Here is a 21,741-nt window from a genome sequence, read left to right as displayed (position 1 = left end):
TCTTCACTGGGGTACTGCTTTGATTTCGTTCAGTATATCGTCCATATACCGCGATATATTTTGCTGAATTATATCGGACAAATGGCTGTCGTATGCAATGATTTTCGGCTCAATACCAAAAATAACGACATCCGACGGTGCATTTCCCAGTTGTTCAGCCAGTGCAAGCACCTTCAAAATGTCCATTTCATGGAGTGAAAAATGGGATAGCGTCTTGATGGTACGAACCTCGTCGGGCCTGAACCGGCGTATGGTTCCGGCGGCAGTCCCCATTTTGGCACAATCGATGAGAATGACTTTTCGACGGTTTTCAATTTTATAAAGCAGGCTCAGGCCGCCCACTCCGCCATCATAAAATTCCACATCGTCGCATCCGGAAATGGTCTGATTTTGTGATAAATGTGCCAGTTTTTGTACCAGCAGCACACCAATACCCTCATCGGCCATCAGGGGATTGCCAAGTCCTGCAACCAGGGTTGTTTTGGGATGATTCATATGGTTGTAAGTTATTAAAATATAATATCTTAAAGAATTATTACGAGCCTTTCCATCAGCCAATTCAAGGTTGAATTGAACTGGCATACCATACTTCAAATGGAATCTTTCTGCAAGAAAAAACGATTTTTAGGTCGATTATTGTGTGTATTATGTGAAAATTGCAATAAATAAACGCTTGACACAGAACAATAAAGTCGCTATTTTGAACATCAGCTTGTGAAAGTGAGCACAAACACAAAGATAAAAAGGCGGCTCCGGATGTTGAAATTTCGCAAAATACCGGCAGAAACGATTCGACGAATGCCTCGATATCTGCGGGCATTTTCGCTGTTGGGACAGGAAGGGCAGGCCTATATTTCCAGTCAGGCCCTGGCCGGGCAACTCCACCTCAAACCGCCTCAAATTCGCAAGGATCTATCCTATTTCGGGGATTTTGGCACTCGCGGTGTTGGCTATCCGGTTTCGGATACGGCTCGTCGGATTCGGGAGATTCTCAAGTTGGATGTGGCCCAGAAAGCGGTCCTGATTGGGGCAGGGCGGCTGGGGACGGCCATTGCTTCTTACCCGGGGTTTGCGATGTTTGGTTTCGATATTGCTGCCATTTATGATAATTCTCCCGCTAAAATCGGCAAAAAACTTGCAGGCCTGACCATCCAGGATATTCAGACTATCTCCGGCATCGCGGAGCAGCGAATCCGTCTTGCCATCCTGGCTGTGCCTTCCGAATCGGCTCAGGCGTGTGCGACGTTGCTGGTGGATGCCGGCATCCGCGGTATCCTGAATTTATCGCCCTGCTGGCTGAAAGTCCCCAAGCGTGTCAAAGTGGTCAGTATCGATCTGGCTATGGAGCTGGGAACTCTGCTGTTTTATCTGTAATTCGGGTGATTCGCCAAAAGCGGCAAACATAAACGTGATAAACGCAAAACGACGGTTTAACAGGAAATAAGGACTGGCTTATGAGTGTGAGCAAACTGAGTAAAGAACGATTCGGGCAGTTTGTAGATGCGATGCTGGCGGCGGGCAGGAGAGTGGTTGGTGTCGTGGCCAAAGAGGACCGCTTTCAGTTTGATGATCTTCGATCCGCTGCCGCTCTGCGGCTGGATTATGATGTCACCATTCTTCCGCCCAAAAAATATGTGCTTCCGCAGGTTGAACCTCTGCTGCAGTTTGAAGTCGGCGGCAGGGCTCAATCGGTCATGAATTATGATCCGATGATTCTGCTGGGGGTTCATCCCTATGACCTGATTGCCATCCGGCAAATGGATGAGTTATTCAGTCAGGGCGAGTATGACAGGCATTATATGGATCGCCGAAAACAGATTACCATTATCGCCTGCGATGTTGCTCGGCCCAGCAAAAATATCTTTGCCTCATCCATGGAAACCGCGGTCGTCTCCGACGGCTACGACATCCTGATTACCGATATCGGTGATGCCTATCTGCTGGATGTGGCCACCGAAAAGGGGCATGCTCTGATGACCTACGCCAAAGGGCTTGCTGCGGCAACCCCGGCCGACATGGAGAAACGCCAGGCCATCCAGGAGGCCAACCGCACCGGGTTGAACAAACACAAACTGGCCTGCAAGCCGTCGTATTTGCCCAAGCTGATGGAAAAGGCCTACAATCATCCCGTCTGGCAGGAAAAAGCCCGTCTGTGTTTTTCCTGCGGCTCCTGCAACCAGGTCTGTCCGACCTGCTATTGCTTTGATGTCCAGGATCAGGTCAACTGGGATCTCAAGACAGGCCAGCGGGTACGCTGCTGGGACGGCTGCCTGCTCGAAAATTTTGCCACTGTGGCAGGCAACCATAATTTTCGCAAGGACCGATCTTCCCGCTTCCGTCATCGTCTGTTCCGCAAGGCCAAATATGTTCCCGAAAAAATCGGCGGCCAGATTGCCTGTGTCGGCTGCGGACGCTGCATTACTGCCTGCGTCGCCGATATTGCCAATCCTGTAACCATCTATAACCGCCTGATGGAAGAACAAACCCTCGGATAAAAGGAGACTGATACCATGTGCGACTGCTGCAGTGAACACAAGGATATTTACCTGCCGGAGATGGCGACGATTACCAAACGCCGCATGCTCAATGGCACGGAATTGTTTATGCATCTGGAAATGGATTCCGGCAAAGAGCTGGAACATGTTCCCGGCCAGTTCGTGGAGGTGTCGATTGCGGGACTGGGGGAGGCCCCGATTTCGATTTCCTCGTCGCCGACCCAGAAGGGCATTGAGCTGGTGGTTCGCAACGTTGGCAGCCTGACGCGGACTATACACAAGCTTGAAGTCGGTCAGAAAATTGGCATTCGCGGTCCTTTCGGCTCACAGTATCCCATCGAACAGGCCAAGGGCAAAGACCTCGTCTTTATCTGCGGCGGCATTGGCCTGGTGCCCCAGCGGTCCTTCATCCGTTATGTCCTGGATAACCGCAAGGAGTACGGCAAGGTCACGGTGCTGGTTGGCACCAAATGCTATGACATGCGGCTATTCCGTGAAGAGCTGGCCATGTGGTCGGAACGCAAGGATATGACGCTGATGGAAACCATCGACGAAGCCCATGACTGCTGGAACGGCAATGTCGGAGTGGTTACGACACTGATTCCCAAGGTGGAAAGCGATCTGCCTAAATCGGTCGTACTGGTCTGTGGGCCGCCGGTCATGTATAAATTTGTCTTGATGGCGCTGGCAGAGGCTGAAGTTCCGGCGGACAATATTTATGTGAATCTTGAACGACGAATGAAATGCGGTGTGGGCAAATGCGGCCATTGCCAGATCAATGGTCTGTATGTCTGTCAGGACGGCCCGGTGTTCCGCTGGTCTGATTTGGCCGTAGTGCCGGAGGCGATCTAATATGAGCAAACCAAGAGTAGCGATTTTCGATTTTGCCTGCTGTGAAGGCTGTCAGCTCCAGATCGTCAATCTGGAAGAAGAAATCCTGGACCTGATTAATGTGGTGGATGTGGTCGAGTGGCGCGAGGCCATGAGTGAACAGAGCCACGATTACGATATCGCCATCGTTGAAGGCTCGATTACCCGGCCCGAAGATGAAAAGCGTATCGAAATCATCCGCAGCCGCTGCAAGATTCTGATTGCACTGGGAGCGTGTGCGACCCTCGGCGGGGTCAATAAAATGAAAAACAAATTCGACCTCGAAGAAGTCAAGCATTGTGTCTATGGCAAAGACGCTCACATGCCCCACCTGGAAACCGGCCTGACCAAGGCGGTCCATGAAGTGGTGGACGTGGACTATAAAATCCACGGCTGCCCGATTGATCGCAGGGAATTTGCTTCTGTTATTCGGGCATTGCTGCTGGGCAAAAAACCGACGATTCCGGATTATCCGGTGTGTGTGGAATGCAAGGCCAAAGAAAACATCTGCCGCTATGAGTACAACCAGATTTGTCTGGGGCCGATTATTCGAGCCGGCTGTGGCGCACGATGTCCGTCCAATGGATTCCGCTGTTTCGGCTGCCGAGGCTATGTGGACAACCCCAATGTGGAAGCCGCACGCGAAGTCATGGATAAATACGGTTTGACTGTGGAAGATTTACGACAGAAAATGGTGTTGTTTGGCTGTGAACAAGGACCGACGGTATGAGCACGAATATAAACATTAACGTCCATCATGTAACCCGAATCGAAGGCCACGGCAACATCGTGGTTAATGCCAAAGACGGCAAAATTGAAAAATGCGAATGGCAGGTGCCCGAAGCGCCCCGTTTTTTTGAAGCGATGGTGCGGGGACGCAGCTTTCAGGACATCCAGACCATTGTCAGCCGGATTTGCGGAATCTGTTCGATTACCCACTCGCTGGCCTCGACCAAGGCTGTTGAGGATGCCCTCGGTATCGAAGTCAGCGAACAGGCCGACAAGCTGCGTATCCTGATGCATTATTCCGAGCAGCTCCAGAGCCACACCCTGCACGTGGGCTATCTGGTTGCGCCGGATTTGTTTAATGCGCCCTCGGTGGTGCCGCTGGTGCCCAAGGCCCCCGATGCCGTCAAGACCATCATTCGTGCCCATCGGGTGGCCAATACCTGGTCGGATTTGATTGCGGGTCGGACCACCCATCCGGTTACGCTTATTCCCGGCGGTCTGTGCAAGATTCCCACGGAGCAGCAGCTTCGTGACCTGAAAAAGGAATTGGAATCAACGGTCAAGGACCTGGTGGCCATCTGTGAAGTGGTTCACAGTGTCGCCGGCAATCTGCCCAAATTTGAACGGCCCACCGAGTATGTCTCGCTCAAACAGACGACCCCGCCGGCTTATACGTTCTACCACGGCGACATCACCAGCAACGACTGCAATGGGGATGGTCCGGTCAATATTCGCAACTGGCAGAAGGTGGCCAACGAATACGTTTCGCCGCAATCCACCGCCAAGTGGTGCAAGTGGCATCGGGACGCCTATATGGTGGGGGCCCTGGCACGGTTCAACAACAATGCTGAACTCCTGAGCCCTTTGGGCAAAAAAGTGGCCGAGATGTTCGGTCTTAAGAAGGGCAATACCAATCCCTTTATGAACAATATTGCCCAGCTGGCTGAAGCAGCTCACGTTGTCGAAACCAGTATCCAGATGATCGATGACCTCCTGACTCGGGGCCTCAAGCCCGAAACGGTGAAAGTCAGCCCGCGTGCCGGCCGGGGAAGCGGCTGCGTCGAAGCTCCTCGCGGCATTCTGTTCCACACCTACGAATTTGACAAATACGGCAACTGCGTCTATGGCAATGTCTGTATCCCCACCAACCAGAACCATGCCAACATCCAGAAAGACTTCGAGAAATTCGTGCCGGAGTTTATGCATCTGGGCCAGGATGCCCTCCGTCATGGGATGGAAATGCTGGTTCGGGCCTATGATCCGTGCGTGTCCTGCTCTACCCATTTCCTGAATGTAGAGTTTGTATAGACCATAAGCTTCTTGACTCCAATCTGAAGCGGCTGAAGTGTGCCAAAAACGCCCTTGTCCATGTCGAATGGACCGGGGCGTTTCATTTTAGATTCCGTCTGGTATTGTCCCAAATGCCTCAATTTGTACGAGGCCCTATTTTATGGATTGGTGTTCTGCGAAAATAAAGGGTGTTACAAATCTTGATTTTCCAAACCCAAAGACCATGCTGCTGGAGCTTTGTGTGAGTGGATTCATGCAATGATAAAAGGTGGGAATTGTAAGAATGGATTATTAAAAGAGATAAAATGGGGCGGCAATGGCCTTGTTGGGCTTGGGAGTTCGGCTCAGTGGTAAAAAGCAGGCATGAGCTAATGAAAGAACAACATTTAAAAATTTAGATTTTTTTTGTGCTCTATATATAGACGGCTTGTTTTTATATATACAATATATAGTGTATTTTTGCAAAAAAACCTAATTCTACGACGTATCCTGAACGTTGCCGCCCGAATGAAATAGAAAAATTTGCCGATATTAATATTGACGAAAAGTGGGGCAAAGTGGTATGGTATCCCACAAAATGGTATGTCCGGTGGAGTAAAAGACAATGTTACTACTAACAGGCGAATTTGAGCACACGCTCGATGAAAAGAACCGGCTTTTCATCTCCAACAAGCTGCGCAGTCAAATTGACGTCAAGGAATACGGCGGCGATTTTTACCTTGCGATGGGCCCTAATGGAGTGCTTTGCCTGTATCCCGAAAAGTATTTTCAGCAAATCGCCCTTGCCGGTGCGCCAGGGACGGCCGCCCCGGATGAAGTCGTCGCTTTCGAGCGTATGACATTTGCTATGGCCAGCAGGGTTGAGCTGGATCGGCAGGGACGATTGCTTTTGCCGGAAAAAATCAAAAAACGGGCAAACCTCGGCTCTTCGCTGACCCTCGTCGGCGTGAGAGACCATATCGAAATATGGAATTCCGAGGACTGGGAACAGTATCTGATGGACAATATAAATCAGTACCAGCACCAGGTAGCCCAGGCAAGACAGACGGTTCTGCAAAAACAGAGCCGACAAGTTGAGGAATAGCCGGAGGATTTATGGCTGAGCTGTTTATGGATGAAATTAGTCGTGTTCGTGGCTGCCTTGACGGCATTTATCCCGCTGATGAGCAGACCCTCTCGGCGGTTGGTGTATTAGCCGACCGGCTGGATTGTCTGAAAAAGCAAAACCCGATGTTTGCGGGTATCTCGTTTTCTCCCGACCTTCAACGGCTTTCCGGACGGGCAATGGTTACTATTGCCGGCTGACAGGCCGTTTTGAGAATGGATTCGAATAATCAGAAGGATTGTTCGGCGGAACCCATGGATAGGGCTACGCCGAACGAACATATACCGGTTTTAGCAGAAACCTTAGCCGAATACATCCATTTACCCAAGGATGGGATTTTTGTGGATGCGACGGTGGGACACGGAGGTCACAGCCGTCTGTTCGGTTCACAACTGGGGCCGGAGGGGATACTGGTTGGGTTGGATGTTGACCCGAAGAGTCTCCAAAAGGCCCAGGCCAATTTAACCGGCCTTCCGTGCCGGATTATTTTAATTCGGGAAAACTTTTCCCGTCTGGATGAAGTATTAACTAAACAGGGGATACAGCAGGTGGATTGTATCCTGGCCGATCTGGGTTTTTGTTCGGCACAGGTCGCCGACCCCCAGCGAGGGATGAGCTTTCAGGTGGACGCCCCGCTGGATATGCGGCTGGACACTCGGTTGTCAATTTCAGCGTCTGATATCGTCAATCAAATGCCCGAAAAACAGCTGGCGGATTTGATTTTCAAGTATGGGCAGGAAAGGGCTTCTCGGCGCATTGCTCGATTCATTGTGGATCATCGGGCCAAACAGAAGTTCTACACCACCGGACAACTGGCCATGATGATCTGCAAGGCCCTCGGGCAGCCTGCGACCGGTCGACACAGCAAGATTCATCCGGCCACGCGGACCTTTCAGGCCCTTCGGATTGCAGTCAATCAGGAACTGGAATGTTTAAAAACTTTGTTAAAAGATGCTGTTGTGCGGTTGAAAAAAGGCGGCATTCTTGCGATAATCAGTTTTCATAGTCTCGAAGATGGACTCGTCAAAGAGGATTTTCGGTTGCATAAGGCGGAAGGCACCTATGAAATCCTCACTAAAAAACCATTAATCGCCGATGAAACAGAAGTGCGGACGAATCCTCGTTCGCGAAGTGCAAAATTAAGAATAGCCAGAAAAATTGTATAACATATATGCGGAATAAAAAGGAGTACACGGAAATGACAACCGACGCCAAGGTGGGCCTGTTGCTCGGACTGGTTTTTATTGTAATTATCGCGTTTGTCATCAATGGATTGCCCGACTTTGTGCATTCCTTCAAAGATAAGCCGGTTGTCGAGACGGCGGTTACCACCCAGACCGGAAGCAGTCTGGTGATTGACCCGGCGGTTGTGGATGTGGCCCGTAGCCTTCAGACCGGGCGGACCCATCTGCGGTATGCTGAACCGCCTTCACAGGTTATGAATCTGGATGCCTATGCGGGCAGTTCTGATCAGCCGCAAACGGTCGATACTACCGCTGCGGTGGTTCAGAATCCGCCAGCTGCCCAGATTGCCACGCCGACGCAGCCTCAGGCTCAGCCTGCGATTGCGTCTGTCCAGCCGTCACAGCCTCAGACGCAAAATACCTTCTCCAACCGGGTGGCGGCAGTGGCTCCTCAAACGGCAGTTGAGTTATCGCCGGTTATGCCGACTTCGCAGACGGATACCATGATCAGTCATCAGACTGCACAAACCATCAAGGCGGCTCAGCAAACCGTTGAGACTATTCAACAGCCTGCAAAGCCCAGGCCCGAAGCTGTCAAAACAACTGGCAGTGCCGGCAGAACCCATGTGGTTGATAAAGGCGAATCGCTGGCTGTGATTGCCAAAAAATATTATGGACCTGAAGTCGGCAATCAGCGGGCAACCATCCAGATGCTGTTCGAGGCCAATAAAGACGTCTTGGACTCTGTGGACAAGGTCAAAGTGGGCGATAAACTGGTGATTCCCCAGATTGCAGGCTCCCAGCCGGCCCAGAGCGAAAAGCCCAAAACCGCGTCCGCATCGCTGATGGACAAATTTAAAAATGTCTTCGAACCTGCCGATGCCCAAAAAGAAACGGTGGTTAAAAACAGTGCCGTGCCGGATAAAGCCAAAGAGAATCCCGTCGCCAAAAAGACCGAGGCTGCCCCGGCTAACAGCAAAGCCAAATCCGCCCCGGCAGAACGAGAATACACGGTCCAGAGCGGTGACCATCTGTACAAGATTGCTCAAAAGTATCTGGGCAACGGTGACCGTTATCCGGAAATCATTGCCTTGAACAAGGACCAGCTTGCCAATCCCAGCCAGCTTCAGGTAGGGATGAAGCTTAAGCTGCCCCAAAAGTAGCTATCCGGGCAGATTGCTCCGTTCCAGATCGGACGGAGAGAACTGCCCGTTGAGCGCTCGTCTATCCAGCGGGAAAGAGTGACACAGAATTTTAGAGATAATCAATTATGACCATGCCAACGCGGCCCAGACTGGTCTTTATTATATTCTTTCTGACCGGCACACTGATTTTTACGATCCTGCTGCGAACCACATCCAGCCGGGTTTATAATCAGTATTGTTATGCCCGTGCCGAACAGAAAGTCCTCCTTCAGGATTTGCGCAGCCAGCAGCTGCGCTTGGAATCGCTGATTAACCCCCGTTATATGTTTGAGCATCTGCCGCCGCCGGAAGCGGATAAGTCCAAAACGAAAAAGACCCGATGAGACTGAAAATTACCATTTTCCTTTTAGGCATTGTGCTGGTGGTCTCCATGGGACTGCTGGGCTGGCGGCTGTATGTTCTGCAATTCGTTAAAGCCCAACAGCTTGCCCAGGAAAGTCAGCGGCAGCAGACTGCAACTTTTACCCAATACGCGCGACGCGGGACCATTTTTGACAGTCGCGGCAATGTACTGGCCGCCAGCAATACCGCAGACGAGGTGTTTATTGAACCCCGCCGTCTGCCTAATGCCGAAGATGTCAAGGAAACGGCGATGGTCCTTCAGGATATTCTTCACTTGCCCGGTCCGGAAATCTGCAGACTGGTCTATGAGAGCAAAAATAAGGGCTATGTCAAAATCCAGTCCGGGATTGATCTGGCTCAGCGAGAGGCGATTATGAACGCCCGGCTGCCAGGGGTTGGGATTCAGAGCCAGCGGTTGCGGTATTATCCGATGGGCATACTGACCTCGCATATCGTGGGGTTTTGCGGTGCCGAGGGGGTGGGGCTGGCGGGACTGGAGTTGAAGTACGAAGAGGTACTCAAGGGGGTTGACGGCAAAGAGGTGGTTCTGGTTGATGTGAATCGCAGGCCTATCGGATTCCGTCCCGATTTATACAGACCTCCGGTCTCCGGCCAAAATCTCATCTTGACCATCGATTCGACCATCCAGCAATTTGTCCGCGCAGCCCTGCAGGATACCATGAAGGAATACGAGGCCGAGTCGGCCATCGGGATTATGATGGATCCCTATACCGGAGCCATTCTGGCTATGGTATCCCTGCCGGATTTTGACCCGGAGCGATTCAATACGGAAAAGCCCGATCACCTGAAAAATCGCATCCTGACAGATCCTTATGAACCGGGCAGCATTATCAAGCCCATTGTTGCGGCGATTGCTCTGGATTGCGGTGCGATTGGTTACCGCGAAGTCTTTTACTGTGAAGACGGCTACTGGGCCAAGTACCGCATTGGCGAATTCGGCAATCACCGCTACGGCAACTTTACCGTACGTGAAATCCTGATCCAATCCAGCAATGTCGGCATGGCCAAGATCGGCCTGAAAATGGGGCAAAAGCAGCTTTATGAAGGCCTTCGGCTTTTTGGTTTCGGCCAGAAAACCGATATTGACCTGCCCGGCGAGGATCCCGGCCTGCTTTATCCGGTGTCTAAATGGAGTGGATACAGCGTTACTCGAATTCCCTTTGGCCATGAGATTCTGGTTAGTGCTATCCAAATGCTGCGAGCCTATGCGATTCTGGCCAACGGCGGCAGCCGGGTTACGCCCCACATCGTCAAGGCTGTTGTGGATTCACAGGGCAATATTACCCAGCTGCATGAAGCGGCAGGGCCGACCGGTTTTGTTATCAAACCCGAAGTCGCCCACTGGATTGTCCGCAACGCTCTGACCGGGGTGGTCAACGAAGGTACCGGCGAAAAGGCCGCCGTCGAAGGCGTTCAGGTCTGGGGTAAAACCGGTACAGCCAATATCGCTTTGCCGTCCGGCGGATATGATACCTCCAATTACGTTGCGTCCTTTGTCGGCGGTGCTCCGGCGGTGAATCCCAAAGTCGTGGTGATGGTCTCCATTCGGAAACCCAACCGAGCCTTGAATAAAGGCTACAGCGGTGGACGTGTGGCTGCCCCCGTTGTGGGCGAAATCCTGAAAAAGACCATGCCTTATATTGAAAAAGCCATGTAAGTGTTATTGGGGGGCGTACTTGGTGCCGATAAAGCCGGCCTGATGACACAGTCGAATGATTTCCCGGGCCAGCGGTGCAGCGTCCTTGCCGCCGCTTTGCCCTTCTTCCACAACGACCGCCAGAGAAATCGCTCGTCCTGCCGAATCGTTGACAAACGCTGCAAACCAGGCGTTGAAGGGCCGCTCGGTCGATCCGGTTTTGCCATAAATGGTTAATCCCAACTGATTTAGACCACTGTTGGAAAAGGCTTCATACGCCGACCCGCCGCGCTCATTGACTACCGCGTGCATCCCCTCATACAGAACCGCCAGATGCGGAGCGTGGATGGGCAGTGTTCGAGTGTGTTTGGTATTCATCGGATCATCCGGGTCAATCACCAGCCGGGGCGGCTTGTACTCCCCGCGGCGGGCCAGTACGGCATAGGCGTTGGCAACCTGCAGGGCGGTGACGCGAAGATTGCCCTGTCCGATACCCCACCAGCGTTTTTCGCCTGCCGGAATTGCCGGGGCCTCGGCAATATCGCGAATGGATTGTGTCTGGATGCCGTAAATAATGCTGCCGGGAGCTTCACGAAATCGACTGTCATACTCAGTCCCGATGTCCAGCCTTGCCAGCGTCTGGTCACTGATACAGGGCTGCAGGACCGCAGTCCCCCAGCCGAATTCCCACAGCCATCGTTGAAGTGTTTGCCCATCCAGCCGATCCGCCAGCCGCGAGAAATACACATTGCAGCTTCCCCGCAGGGCATTGCGCCCATTATTGACCTGGCCTTCTTCTGCCCATCGGGCATCATGACAATATCCTCGCCGCTGCAGCAGGCATTTGGGCCAGCTGGAAGGCGGCAGCGTCCACGAGCACGAGATGACCTCATCGGCGGTAATCTTGTTGTCTTCCAGACCTGCCAGCATAATCAGCGGCTTTACGGAAGAACCCGGCGGAAATGTTTCCTCAATGGCCCGGTTCCACAAGGGTCGCGAGGGATCATTCAACAATTGACCATAAAGCTGTCGAGCTTTATTGACGTCAAAATTCGGCAGCGATACCATCGATAAAACATCGCCGGTGGCTGCTTCAATGACCACCGCGGCGATGTTGCCGTTGCCCCCGAAGCCCGGTGCCACGGCATTCGGGTCGCGGAGCAGCGTTTCAATGTTGCGCTGCAGTACCATATCCAGCGTCAGTTGGACATCCTGCCCGAATTGCGGATGGGTTCGGGAGATTTCATTTTTATCCCGGTCATAGATGACCTCACCGCGTTTGCCGCGAAGCACAGGTTCGCACAGTTTTTCGATACCGAATTTGCCGATGATTTCCCCATCCAGATACCGCAGATAAGAATCATCAGAAAACAGAGTATCGGCTTCCTCCCGGCGAACGGGCCCCACCCATCCGACAAGATGGGAAGCGGTCGGTCCAAACGGATAGGTCCGCCGCGATTCCGATTGAATCCTGACTCCCTCCAGATGGGACAGCTCCACCTGAGCCGCCATCAGAGTAGGCCGGTCATAAAGCTCAAGCACAGGGTAGGCCTTGTGCATTTCCGCCAAATCCACCTCGGCAATCTGGCGGATGGGAATCTGGTCTTTGTCCTGTTCATAGCGGCTGGTGGGGGCATTGCTGTGTGACCGCCGCCAGCAGATAAACCGGGCCAGCTCCCAGATGCGGTCATTAATCGAATCGATTGTTTGGTGCAGCTCCTCCTCCGGCATTCCGGCAGTATAAACACAAAAATCCATGGCCTTTTTCAGCCGGGCAATGTCTTTGGACCAGTCTTTGGCCAGTTTGGCTTCCGCCGCCTGTCGGTCCTGCCCGGCGGCAGTCCGCTGCTGCAGCTGTGCTTCCCAGAATCGCGGATCCCGAAGACGTGTCAGTTCATAATTAATTTGCAGATAAAAATAGGGCTCATCCCGTGCCACAATGCGCTCATTGCGGTCCAGAATCTTGCCGCGCAAGGTCGGCAGCGATTGGGGCGGCAGAATCCGAATCTGGCGAAGCTGCTGACGGGTCGGTTCGGCCAGATAATATTGCAGATACCACAATCGCGTCAGACACACCAGCATGGCCAGCACGCAGATGCCAATAAATATTTTCAGTCGCTGATGATACATAAGTTTGAAAGCCTGTTCTTTGAATCGATTCTTAAAACATACCCCTTCGGGTAGAGCTTAATAAATGCGGGAGCGGCCTTCCGGGCGTTTGCCCATTTTGCCCCAGACCTGTTTTAAAACCAGCCACACTGCCGGTGCCGCAATGGCTGAATACAACGCAGTGGACAGAGTGATCCAAAATATATCCGGACGCTGTTGTCCGGTTTTCCAGGATTCCAGCCAGACTGCCGGTAGTTCGGTCAGCATATAGGATATAAATACCACCAAAGCCTGATGCAGTGGACGCTGCATACTCAAGGTGCGGCTGATCTGGTTGAGCAGGGTTCCGAGGATGCCGTAGCAAATCATGTGCGGCCCCAGCGTCCAGCCGACCAGGTCTGCCGCAAATCCGGTCGCAAACGAGCAGCGGATCGAATCCTGCGGACGGGTATTCAGGCTGGCAAAAACCAGAACAACAATCATAATGCAGGGACGCGAATGCCAGCCTCCCAGGGCAATCACGTTTAACAGCTGGCCGGCGTCGAGCAGTGCCGTAATTAATAAAATCAGACTGAATATCAACCATCGCATCGGTAGCCTTCTCCCTATGGGGTTGTCGGTACGGGAATGACGATGACCACCTCATTCAGTGAGGTTAACGTTTCGATGGGACGAACACGAATATCCCAAATTAAAGGGTCCTGATCGTTGGGAATGACCTGCTGGACTTCGCCGATAACCACCGGCACATCCAATCTGCCTGCCTGAGATGAGGCATAGACCGTATCACCGACACGTATGTCCGTATCTTTGGGGATAAAGCCGATCCGACAGCCGCTCTTGCCGTCGCCGAACATCTGGGCTGGAATATCTAAGGGGGTGCCATCCCGGCGGATTCGAACCTCGATGCCATGCGTTGAATCGGTAATCAGGGTCACCCTCGCCATTTTCTCTGTAGCGTCTTTGACTGTTCCAATAACGCTGTTTTTATCGGCTGAAAGCACAATTTGCCCGGGCTTGACGGAAGCTTGGGTTCCGGCGTTAATAATGGCCTCATGACGGGCCGCCAGCAGCAGAGTGTTGACTTTTGCCATTAAAAGTCCGGATTCTGCAAGCCCGTACTGTTTACGAATGCGGCTTAGAAACAGGTTTTCACGTTCCACCTCGGCCATTTTGGCTTCAAGGTTCTTGTAGTTTTTCCAGAGCTGGTTGTATTGGTTTTTTTCGACAACAAGTTCGGGATTCTGAGCCATGCGGATGGGGTCGATGGAAAACTTTCTTCCGACTTCCAGAACGGGCCGAAAGACACTGCGAAAGGCAAAATGGAGGCTTTTGGCCAGACTCTGGGGGATGATACCGAAAGGATCAAACAGAAGGATGCTCAGGATCAGCAGCCCGGTGAACAGCGAACCTCTTGGAGCGTGAATGTTTTTAAATGCCATATCATAGAATCGTTATAGAGTCGATAGGTCGATGGACAATCTGAAACAGCAAACCCAGATTGCTATGGTTGCTGCTGGACTTAATCCCAGCCTGAACCGGACTGGTCCAGGGCGTCTTTGAGAATCTCCAGATTTTCCAGGTACACGCTGCAACCGCGGGCGACACAGGTCAGCGGGTCATCGGCATGCTGGACTTTAAGCCCGGTTGCATTGGAAATAACCGTATCCATGCCCCGCAGCAGCGATCCGCCGCCGGCCATATAAAGCCCGTTTTCAATCAAGTCTGCAGCCAACTCCGGTTCTGCTCGTTCCAGTGTCCGCATGACACCTTCGATAATACCGGCGATCGGTTCACGGAAGGCCTCGCGGATTTCTTCACTGGTAATGACGATTTTACGGGGCAGGCCTGAAATGGTGTCCCGGCCTGCAATTTCCATGGTCATTTCCTGCTCCAGCGGAGCCGCCGAGCCGATCTGGATTTTGACCTGTTCGGCACGGGGTTCACCAATCAGCAGGTTATACGTTCGTTTTAAATGATTGATCAAGGCTTCGTCGAAATCATCGCCGCCAATGCGAACAGATTCGCAGGTGCTGATGTCGCCTAAGCTCATAATTGCAATTTCAGAGGTCCCACCGCCAATATCCACAATCATGGATGCAGTGGGTTCGGTAATCGGAAGTCCGGCCCCCAACCCCGCGGCCATGGGTTCATCCACCAGATAGACCTTTCTGGCCCCGGCCCGTTCGGCACTGTCGATGACCGCCCGGCGTTCGACGGCGGTGATGCCGCTGGGGACTGCAATGACCACACGGGGACGGAACAGACCTCCTCGCCCATGGACTTTGCGGATAAAATAGCCGAGCATGCGTTCGGTGATTTCAAAATCGCTGATGACGCCATCCTTCATGGGGCGGATAGCGGTGATGGAACCGGGGGTTTTGCCCAGCATTTCTTTGGCGACCAGGCCGACGGCCTCGCCGTCGTTGAGAACGACGTTAGTGCCTTTACGGACGGCGACGACTGAGGGCTCATTCAGAACAATCCCCTCGCCGCGGACACAAACCAGGGTGTTGCAGGTACCCAAGTCTATTCCCATATCCTTGCTGAACCAGCCCAGTACTGTATCCAGTATCACTTTGATTCCCTTCGTTATCTTACAATCACGGTTTTGTCCTCTGCTATACTCCCTTTGACTCAAAGGAAACTGAGGATTCGCAATCCTATTTTTAGGTCGTCACATTGACGCCATAAAAACAGGAATTTATCCTGCAGATAGAGTATATTTCGGACAAATCTATTCGGCAACTTCAAAAAAATTATTGGGAAAAGACTTTATCGGGCCTTAACGACCGTAAATAACGAATCCCATCCATAGTATTCGCCGCATTTAAACGCGACAAAAACGGTTGTGCCGACGACTGCCAGCAACGCCAATGCTAATATTGCCGTATAAACATCACTTGAAATTGCTATTTTTCGTTTAGCCATAATTGCGTGGTATAAGGTATACTTATAGTTTTGTTGCTACAGTATCGCCGATTTTGGGTTGCTGCTGGACCATTTCAAGGATGCCGGCGCTTTTGTTGATATCCACATCGGTTATGACGACATTACACAGAAATTCGCTGCCGCGGACGACATGGAAGGTCATTCCTTTTTGGACGCCGTCTGCAGAACCCACCGACAGGGTAACCAGCGACTGATCGATTTCCATAATCAAGCCCTGGATATCCGAGCTGATAGGGGTGTTAACTGGGCGGGCATTGTCGGAAATCTGGGTCACCGGCGAGGCCGCAATTACTGTGGTGCCGGTGGCAAACTGGGTAACCTGCTTTTCAAGTTCGGTCTTCTGTTCCAGCAGACGCCGCCGCTCGGATTCGAGCCGCTGCAGTTGGACAATCTTATCATACAGATCGGCGGTCAGCTGGTTGAGTTCTTTCTGGTCCTGGATGTTCTGGGCACGAGCCTTTTCCAGCTGGTCCTGAGTCTGTTTGAGCGAATCGAGCATGGTTGCTACGCTTTGCTCAAAACCGGTCATCACGCCTTTCCAGCTGTCGGCGCGGGCCTGATATTCCTGGCTAAGCCGTTCGGTTTTCTGCAGGTTGGCAGCCATCTGGTTGTTGCGTTCCTGCAGGGTGTTGATTTCCTGACGAAGTTTGTATTCGAGTTCCTTGGTCTTGGCAACTTGTTCTTTGTATTGGTCGCCCATGATGATGGCATCTTGCTGGGCAGCATTGCGGGCAGCCTGTTCTTCAGTGTACAGCTTTTTGTAATTATTGGCGCTGCCGACATAGCTAACCATCATTCCGCAAAGAAAGATTGAAAACAGCGACAACAAGACCACCAGGATTTTTGTTAACGTGCTCAAGGTTACCCATCCTTTCGTTTAATGTGGCAGTCATGACCCGCAATAATTTTTTATGGAAATAAGGCCTGATCGAGCCTGTACTACCACCTCAAAACCTCTATTTTCAGGCAATGCGGAATTGTACGACACGGCATTCATAAGGTCAAGAATTTTTTGGGCTTGCACAAAAAATTGGGTTCGTTTGGCCGGACAGCATTCGGTTTTACGACCTCAGAAGGCATGGTCTGGACCCATCCGAGATGACCGTAATTAAGATAATGGAGTTCGTTGGGTTAATAACAGGGTTATTCAAACGGGGGTATGGTATGACAGACGGCTCGGTCGGGGTTTTTATCAAAGTATTTCTGATGGTACTCCTCGGCTTTCCAAAAGGTCTCAGCGGGCACAACCTGGGTAACGATAGGCCTTCGGAAGGCCTTGCGGGCAGTTAGCTCGGCGATGATTTCTCTGGCGATTGCGGCCTGGGTGTCAGAGTGGGTAAAGATGGCGGAGCGGTATTGTGTGCCGACATCGGGTCCCTGGCGATTCAGAGTCGTGGGGTCGTGAATCTTGAAGAAATACTCCGTCAGCTTGCGGTAAGAGACGACGCTGGGGTCGAATTCCAGATGTACGACCTCGGCATGGTTGGTGTCGCCGAGGCAGACACGTTTATAGGAAGGGTTGTCGATCCGGCCGCCCATAAAGCCGACTTCGGTTTTGATGACGCCGGGGACGTTCTGGAAGGCGTGCTCGACACCCCAGAAGCAGCCGGCGGCGAAGGTTGCCTGTTCTATTGTTTGTGGATTGGTCATTGAAATAGTCCTTATCTGCCGATTGGGGAGGCTGGCATCCCAGCGGCTCAGATTGAAATCTCCGGTAAATAATAACAAGATTAATCCTATCATCATTTCAGATTCCTTGCCAGCGATTTTTGGTTTGTCGTTGCTATTACGTTACATTATTACATACTACGCGGGCTGGGAGTGAACGTTCTTTGTTTCAAAAAAAGACAGAGCGGGTCGGTTACACAAAAATAATAAAAAATTAAAATTTTTATCTAAAAAGTGGGGGGTAATTCCTATAACAAATAGTATTAGTCTATAGCAGCAATGTGCTTGCCCGCGGGAAGATAGGAAATACGGTCAGGTTGACAGGAGACAGGCTATGAAACGTTCAGGACGTGGATTCACTCTTATTGAGTTGTTGGTTGTTATTGCTATCATTGCTCTACTTATGGCAATTATTGTTCCCTCCTTGAAAAAGGCCAAAGGTCACGCCCGGATGCTTCTGGATCGGAATAATTTAAAAGCTCTGGGGGCGGCAATGGAGATTTACCTGAACGAGAATAAGGATAAATTTTTTGCCTATCCGTCCACCGGTACTAATACCCTGTGGTTGCCGAAAATCGGTGATCCCATCGGCAATATAGAAGAGGTTCGGTTCTGTCCAGAGACCAAAGTCAATAAACAACAAGTTGAACAGGAGTATGCAACGGCGGCTGGGTCTAAGTGGGGCACGAGCGTGAAACCCTGGCTTTGGGCGGCCTCTGCCGATCCGGCTAAAAAGTATGAGATGGGCAGTTATGGTTTCAATGGCTGGTTATATGGCGATGCGAATGCGTGGGTGCCGACGGATAAGAAAAATTGTCCATTTAAGGGACGTTCGGATGTGCGGATTCCCAGCCAGACTCCGCTTTTTTTGGATGCCAACTGGGTCGATGCCTGGCCTGATAATACCAATGTTCTGCCTGGCGGATATAATTATGATGAGGGAGATCGCACCAACGGGACGACGTCCTCATCCATCGGACGATTTGTGACAAGCCGGCATGGTCCGCAAACCAATGTTGTTTTTCTGGATACTCATTCTGAGACCGTACCCTTTGAAAAGCTGTGGACTCTGGCATGGCATCGGGAATCCCAGCCCAAGTTCGATCCGGTTATACCCAAGCCATTGCCGCGGGTCAGGTAAAATCGGTCACATTTCATATCGCCATTTTATATCTCAATTGATATAATCCTCTCAAGCGGAGGGCAAGCCCCGGCATTTCAGATTGAAGGCCGGGGCTTATATATATCCGTATGCATCAGGCCAGCGTGAAAGCTGGTCATCGTCTATCGATTAGGAGCAGGTTATGACACCACGGCAGCGGTTGCAGGCGATATTGGAACATCGTCCGGCAGATCGGTTATGTGTGGATTTCGGGGCGGGGGGGCAGACGGGTATGGGGGTGTGTGCGGTGCATCGGCTGCGACAGGCGGTGCTGGGGGACAAGAACTGGCGGGTCAGGGTGACTGAGCCGTACCAGATGCTGGGGGAGATTGACGAGGCACTGCGGCAGGCGCTGGGGCTGGATGTGGTGGGGGTGCATCCCCGGACGGATATGTTCGGGCTTGTCCATGAGCAATGGAAACCCTTTACCATGCCGGCAGACGGGACCGAGGTGCTTGTGCCGTACGATTTCAACTATACCCTCGATGATAACGGTGATCTGCTGATGTATCCGGAAGGGGATCGATCGGTGCCGCCATCGGCGAGGATGCCGCGGGCCAGTTATTTCTGGGATGCGATCTGCCGGCAGGGGCCAATTGAGGAGGAGAAGCTCAATTATCTGGACAACTGTGAGGAGTTCGGTTTGTTCAGCGAGGCGGATATTGCTCATTTCGTGCGGCAGGTCAACCATTATTATGAGACAACCGATGCCGGGATTTATCTGACCCTTCCGGGGGTGGCGTTCGGGGATATTGCACTGGTGCCGGCGACTTGGGCAAAACACCCCAGGGGCATCCGCGATGTGGAGGAATGGTACATCTCGACGGCGATGCGGCGGGACTACATTTATAAAGTGTTTGAAACGCAGTGCGAAATCGGGCTCAAGAATATCGAAACCCTGGCTGCGGCGGTGGGGGATAAGGTTCAGGTGGTCTTTGTCAGCGGGACGGATTTCGGCACCCAGCGCGGGCCGTTTATTTCGCCGCAGACCTATCGGGATTTGTACAAGCCATTCCAGAAGGCGATTAATGACTGCATTCATAAGCTGACCGGCTGGAAGATTTTTATTCATTCCTGCGGCGGGATTTATCCGCTGATTCCAGACTTGATTGAGGCGGGGTTTGACGTACTTAACCCGGTGCAGTGTTCGGCGGAGGGTATGGATCCGCGTCGGCTCAAGGAAGAATTCGGCGAGCAGTTGGTTTTCTGGGGGGGTGGGGTGGATACGCAACAGACGCTTCCGTTTGGTACGCCGGAGGAGGTCTATCGCGAGGTCCGGGAACGGATTGACATTTTTGCCGCTAACGGCGGTTATGTGTTTAACAGTATTCATAATGTCCAAAGCAATGTCCCGACGGAGAATCTGCTGGCGATGTTCAAGGCAATTGAGGATGCCCGTCAGTAGGGCGAATGACACCACGTGCGAGGGATCGGGTATGAGCTTAACTCCTTTTGACTGGGTTGTATTTGGTGGTTTTTTTGCGATGGTTGTGGGGGTCAGTCTTTTCAAGAGCCTCAGGGAGACCGGCAGCGAGGATTATTTTCTGGCCGGACGGGGGCTGAGCTGGTGGCTGATCGGGATTTCCATTGTTGCGGCCAATATCTCCACGGAGCAGTTTGTCGGCATGGCCGGGCAGGGGGCCGGCGGGACGGGGCTGGCGGTGAGCAACTGGCAGCTGGTGGGGGCAGCGGGGATTGTGGTGATTGCGTTTACCCTGCTGCCGCGATTTCTGAGAGCGGGGATTTATACGATGCCCGAATACCTGGAATACCGGTACAATCCGGCGGCTCGGGCCATCATGGCGCTATTTACGGTCATTATTTATGTCGCGGTGCTGCTGACGGCCGTGCTGTATTCGGGCGGGCTGACGCTCCAGACGCTGTCGGGGCTTCCGCTGGCCAAAGGGGTCTGGCTGATTGGCCTGCTTGCGGCGGCTTATACGGTCTGGGGCGGGCTGAAGGCAGTTGCCTGGGCGGATTTGTTTCAGGGACTGAGCCTGCTGGTGGGGGGCATCGCTATCTTTCTTCTTGGGCTGGAGGCCTGCGGGGGCTGGGGCGAATTTGCCTCGGCCAACGCGGATAAGCTGCATATGGTGCTTCCGGCCGGCCATGCCGAGTTACCCTGGACGGGGGTGGCGTCGGGGATGTGGATTGTGATTTTGTATTACTGCGGGCTGAATCAGTTTATCGTGCAGCGCAACCTGGCGGCCAAATCGCTTCGGGATGGGCAGTTGGGGGTCATCTTTGCGGGGGCGCTGTGGCTGCTGGTTCCGTTTGCCATTGTGATGCCTGGGATTATGTCCTGGCAGCTTTACGGCAGCCAGATGGCCAGGCCGGATGAGGCGTTTCCTTTGCTGATACGCAATCTGATTCCGCAGGGGTTTCGCGGATTTATCTTCGCCGCGATCGCCGGTGCGGTGATCAGTTCACTGGCATCGATGCTCAATTCGGCGGCAACTATTTTTACGATGGATATCTATCAGCGGATGATTGACCGACAGGCCTCTCAGACACTGCTAGTAATGCTGGGGCGAGGGATGACGCTGTTATTTATGGTGATTGGATGTGTTCTGGCCCCGATGCTGGATGATCCGAAATTTGGCGGGGTATTTGAGTATATTCAGCGGTTTCAGGGGTATATCTGGCCCGGCGTCGTGGCGGCGTTTTTATTCGGGATGCTGGTGCCGAAAGCCCCCGGCTCGGCGGGCGTTGCGGCCCTGATTTCCGGGCCGATTCTGTATGGGATGTTTCAAACGTATGCTCCCGGGCTGCATTTTCTGATCCAGGTTGCCGTAACCTTCCAGCTGGTGATTTTGATTATGGCCCTGATGACCTTCTGGAAACCGCTGGAGGCGCCCAAGCCGCTGCCGGTTCGTCAGGATGTGGATGTGCAGACCAGGACTGAGGTTAAAGTCATTGGAGGTATTGTTCTAATCCTGATTGGGGTATTCTATATTTTATTCTGGTAAGCTT

At 52.4% G+C, this 21,741-nt stretch carries 21 protein-coding genes; 14 read left to right on the top strand and 7 right to left on the bottom strand.

Annotation, left to right across the window (positions count from 1 at the left end; translation table 11 throughout):
- Positions 1-3 precede the first annotated feature (3 nt).
- The gene (locus ACQ9LF_RS10880; protein ID WP_462489429.1) at positions 4-495 is read right to left on the bottom strand and encodes a hydrogenase maturation protease; all 492 of its coding nucleotides are present in this window, start codon (positions 493-495) and stop codon (positions 4-6) included.
- A 261-nt stretch (positions 496-756) separates the two neighbouring features.
- Here ACQ9LF_RS10880 and ACQ9LF_RS10875 point away from each other — a divergent pair, with 261 nt between their 5' ends.
- The 11 genes from ACQ9LF_RS10875 (at position 757) to ACQ9LF_RS10825 (ending at position 10,898) form a co-directional block, all read left to right on the top strand.
- A complete protein-coding gene (locus ACQ9LF_RS10875; RefSeq protein WP_462489428.1) occupies positions 757-1,374 on the top strand; it encodes a redox-sensing transcriptional repressor Rex in 618 nt (205 codons plus the stop codon).
- An 80-nt stretch (positions 1,375-1,454) separates the two neighbouring features.
- Complete coding sequence (locus ACQ9LF_RS10870; RefSeq protein WP_462489427.1) at positions 1,455-2,495, top strand: 4Fe-4S dicluster domain-containing protein; 1,041 nt, start codon at positions 1,455-1,457, stop codon at positions 2,493-2,495.
- Between the two features lie 15 nt (positions 2,496-2,510).
- On the top strand, positions 2,511-3,347 hold the full coding sequence (locus ACQ9LF_RS10865; RefSeq protein ID WP_462489426.1) for an FAD/NAD(P)-binding protein: 837 nt from the start codon (positions 2,511-2,513) through the stop codon (positions 3,345-3,347).
- A gap of 1 nt (position 3,348) precedes the next feature.
- On the top strand, positions 3,349-4,095 hold the full coding sequence (locus tag ACQ9LF_RS10860) for an NADH-quinone oxidoreductase subunit B family protein (protein WP_462489425.1): 747 nt from the start codon (positions 3,349-3,351) through the stop codon (positions 4,093-4,095).
- Complete coding sequence (locus ACQ9LF_RS10855; protein WP_462489424.1) at positions 4,092-5,402, top strand: Ni/Fe hydrogenase subunit alpha; 1,311 nt, start codon at positions 4,092-4,094, stop codon at positions 5,400-5,402. The genes ACQ9LF_RS10860 and ACQ9LF_RS10855 overlap by 4 nt, the downstream gene beginning before the upstream one ends.
- Positions 5,403-5,988: 586 nt before the next feature.
- The gene (locus ACQ9LF_RS10850; protein WP_462489423.1) at positions 5,989-6,468 is read left to right on the top strand and encodes a division/cell wall cluster transcriptional repressor MraZ; all 480 of its coding nucleotides are present in this window, start codon (positions 5,989-5,991) and stop codon (positions 6,466-6,468) included.
- An 11-nt stretch (positions 6,469-6,479) separates the two neighbouring features.
- Positions 6,480-6,689, top strand: coding sequence for a hypothetical protein (locus ACQ9LF_RS10845; protein WP_462489422.1), 210 nt, complete (start codon positions 6,480-6,482; stop codon positions 6,687-6,689).
- A 15-nt stretch (positions 6,690-6,704) separates the two neighbouring features.
- Positions 6,705-7,655, top strand: a complete 951-nt coding sequence (rsmH, locus tag ACQ9LF_RS10840; RefSeq protein ID WP_462489421.1) for a 16S rRNA (cytosine(1402)-N(4))-methyltransferase RsmH — start codon at positions 6,705-6,707, stop codon at positions 7,653-7,655.
- Positions 7,656-7,687: 32 nt separating this feature from the next.
- Positions 7,688-8,836, top strand: coding sequence for a LysM peptidoglycan-binding domain-containing protein (locus ACQ9LF_RS10835; protein WP_462489420.1), 1,149 nt, complete (start codon positions 7,688-7,690; stop codon positions 8,834-8,836).
- Between the two features lie 107 nt (positions 8,837-8,943).
- Positions 8,944-9,201, top strand: coding sequence for a hypothetical protein (locus tag ACQ9LF_RS10830; protein ID WP_462489419.1), 258 nt, complete (start codon positions 8,944-8,946; stop codon positions 9,199-9,201).
- Entirely contained in the window at positions 9,198-10,898 is a 1,701-nt protein-coding gene (locus ACQ9LF_RS10825) for a peptidoglycan D,D-transpeptidase FtsI family protein (RefSeq protein ID WP_462489418.1), read from the top strand. Before ACQ9LF_RS10830 ends, ACQ9LF_RS10825 begins: the two co-directional genes overlap by 4 nt.
- Positions 10,899-10,901: 3 nt before the next feature.
- Here the strand turns inward: ACQ9LF_RS10825 and ACQ9LF_RS10820 are convergent, their stop codons facing one another.
- From ACQ9LF_RS10820 to msrA, 6 genes are all read right to left on the bottom strand, one after another.
- Positions 10,902-13,007: a peptidoglycan D,D-transpeptidase FtsI family protein gene (locus tag ACQ9LF_RS10820; RefSeq protein ID WP_462489417.1), complete on the bottom strand. Its 2,106-nt coding sequence runs from the start codon at positions 13,005-13,007 to the stop codon at positions 10,902-10,904.
- Positions 13,008-13,064: 57 nt separating this feature from the next.
- A complete protein-coding gene (mreD, locus tag ACQ9LF_RS10815) occupies positions 13,065-13,577 on the bottom strand; it encodes a rod shape-determining protein MreD (protein ID WP_462489416.1) in 513 nt (170 codons plus the stop codon).
- A gap of 14 nt (positions 13,578-13,591) precedes the next feature.
- Positions 13,592-14,428, bottom strand: coding sequence for a rod shape-determining protein MreC (gene mreC, locus ACQ9LF_RS10810; RefSeq protein ID WP_462489415.1), 837 nt, complete (start codon positions 14,426-14,428; stop codon positions 13,592-13,594).
- Between the two features lie 80 nt (positions 14,429-14,508).
- Positions 14,509-15,564, bottom strand: a complete 1,056-nt coding sequence (gene mreB, locus ACQ9LF_RS10805) for a rod shape-determining protein MreB (protein WP_462489414.1) — start codon at positions 15,562-15,564, stop codon at positions 14,509-14,511.
- Between the two features lie 375 nt (positions 15,565-15,939).
- Entirely contained in the window at positions 15,940-16,797 is an 858-nt protein-coding gene (locus tag ACQ9LF_RS10800) for a hypothetical protein (RefSeq protein ID WP_462489413.1), read from the bottom strand.
- Between the two features lie 284 nt (positions 16,798-17,081).
- Positions 17,082-17,684 (bottom strand): peptide-methionine (S)-S-oxide reductase MsrA, encoded by a 603-nt coding sequence (gene msrA, locus ACQ9LF_RS10795; RefSeq protein ID WP_462489412.1) that lies wholly within the window; start codon positions 17,682-17,684, stop codon positions 17,082-17,084.
- 256 nt (positions 17,685-17,940) lie between these two features.
- Here msrA and ACQ9LF_RS10790 point away from each other — a divergent pair, with 256 nt between their 5' ends.
- The 3 genes from ACQ9LF_RS10790 (at position 17,941) to ACQ9LF_RS10780 (ending at position 21,737) form a co-directional block, all read left to right on the top strand.
- Positions 17,941-18,747 (top strand): type II secretion system protein, encoded by an 807-nt coding sequence (locus ACQ9LF_RS10790; protein WP_462489411.1) that lies wholly within the window; start codon positions 17,941-17,943, stop codon positions 18,745-18,747.
- Between the two features lie 163 nt (positions 18,748-18,910).
- Positions 18,911-20,173, top strand: a complete 1,263-nt coding sequence (locus tag ACQ9LF_RS10785) for a uroporphyrinogen decarboxylase family protein (protein ID WP_462489410.1) — start codon at positions 18,911-18,913, stop codon at positions 20,171-20,173.
- A 31-nt stretch (positions 20,174-20,204) separates the two neighbouring features.
- A complete protein-coding gene (locus ACQ9LF_RS10780; protein ID WP_462489409.1) occupies positions 20,205-21,737 on the top strand; it encodes a sodium:solute symporter family transporter in 1,533 nt (510 codons plus the stop codon).
- The last annotated feature ends 4 nt before the right edge of the window (positions 21,738-21,741 follow it).

Source organism: Anaeroglomus insulsum (assembly GCF_050689095.1).
GTDB lineage: Bacteria > Planctomycetota > Phycisphaerae > Sedimentisphaerales > Anaerohalosphaeraceae > Anaeroglomus > Anaeroglomus insulsum.
The sequence above is the reverse complement of the archived record's forward strand: the minus strand, read 5'-3'. Positions and strand labels throughout refer to the sequence as shown.

Bases quoted from the DNA above. Each gene is read 5' to 3' on its own strand.
- mreC (WP_462489415.1), bottom strand. From the start codon at position 14,428: ATGGCATTTAAAAACATTCACGCTCCAAGAGGTTCGCTGTTCACCGGG.
- ACQ9LF_RS10790 (WP_462489411.1), top strand. From the start codon at position 17,941: ATGAAACGTTCAGGACGTGGATTCACTCTTATTGAGTTGTTGGTTGTT.
- ACQ9LF_RS10820 (WP_462489417.1), bottom strand. From the start codon at position 13,007: ATGTATCATCAGCGACTGAAAATATTTATTGGCATCTGCGTGCTGGCC.
- rsmH (WP_462489421.1), top strand. From the start codon at position 6,705: ATGGATTCGAATAATCAGAAGGATTGTTCGGCGGAACCCATGGATAGG.
- ACQ9LF_RS10825 (WP_462489418.1), top strand. From the start codon at position 9,198: ATGAGACTGAAAATTACCATTTTCCTTTTAGGCATTGTGCTGGTGGTC.
- ACQ9LF_RS10860 (WP_462489425.1), top strand. From the start codon at position 3,349: ATGAGCAAACCAAGAGTAGCGATTTTCGATTTTGCCTGCTGTGAAGGC.
- ACQ9LF_RS10845 (WP_462489422.1), top strand. From the start codon at position 6,480: ATGGCTGAGCTGTTTATGGATGAAATTAGTCGTGTTCGTGGCTGCCTT.
- ACQ9LF_RS10830 (WP_462489419.1), top strand. From the start codon at position 8,944: ATGACCATGCCAACGCGGCCCAGACTGGTCTTTATTATATTCTTTCTG.
- ACQ9LF_RS10785 (WP_462489410.1), top strand. From the start codon at position 18,911: ATGACACCACGGCAGCGGTTGCAGGCGATATTGGAACATCGTCCGGCA.
- ACQ9LF_RS10780 (WP_462489409.1), top strand. From the start codon at position 20,205: ATGAGCTTAACTCCTTTTGACTGGGTTGTATTTGGTGGTTTTTTTGCG.
- ACQ9LF_RS10855 (WP_462489424.1), top strand. From the start codon at position 4,092: ATGAGCACGAATATAAACATTAACGTCCATCATGTAACCCGAATCGAA.
- ACQ9LF_RS10850 (WP_462489423.1), top strand. From the start codon at position 5,989: ATGTTACTACTAACAGGCGAATTTGAGCACACGCTCGATGAAAAGAAC.
- ACQ9LF_RS10880 (WP_462489429.1), bottom strand. From the start codon at position 495: ATGAATCATCCCAAAACAACCCTGGTTGCAGGACTTGGCAATCCCCTG.
- ACQ9LF_RS10875 (WP_462489428.1), top strand. From the start codon at position 757: ATGTTGAAATTTCGCAAAATACCGGCAGAAACGATTCGACGAATGCCT.
- ACQ9LF_RS10835 (WP_462489420.1), top strand. From the start codon at position 7,688: ATGACAACCGACGCCAAGGTGGGCCTGTTGCTCGGACTGGTTTTTATT.
- ACQ9LF_RS10870 (WP_462489427.1), top strand. From the start codon at position 1,455: ATGAGTGTGAGCAAACTGAGTAAAGAACGATTCGGGCAGTTTGTAGAT.
- mreD (WP_462489416.1), bottom strand. From the start codon at position 13,577: ATGCGATGGTTGATATTCAGTCTGATTTTATTAATTACGGCACTGCTC.
- msrA (WP_462489412.1), bottom strand. From the start codon at position 17,684: ATGATGATAGGATTAATCTTGTTATTATTTACCGGAGATTTCAATCTG.
- ACQ9LF_RS10865 (WP_462489426.1), top strand. From the start codon at position 2,511: ATGTGCGACTGCTGCAGTGAACACAAGGATATTTACCTGCCGGAGATG.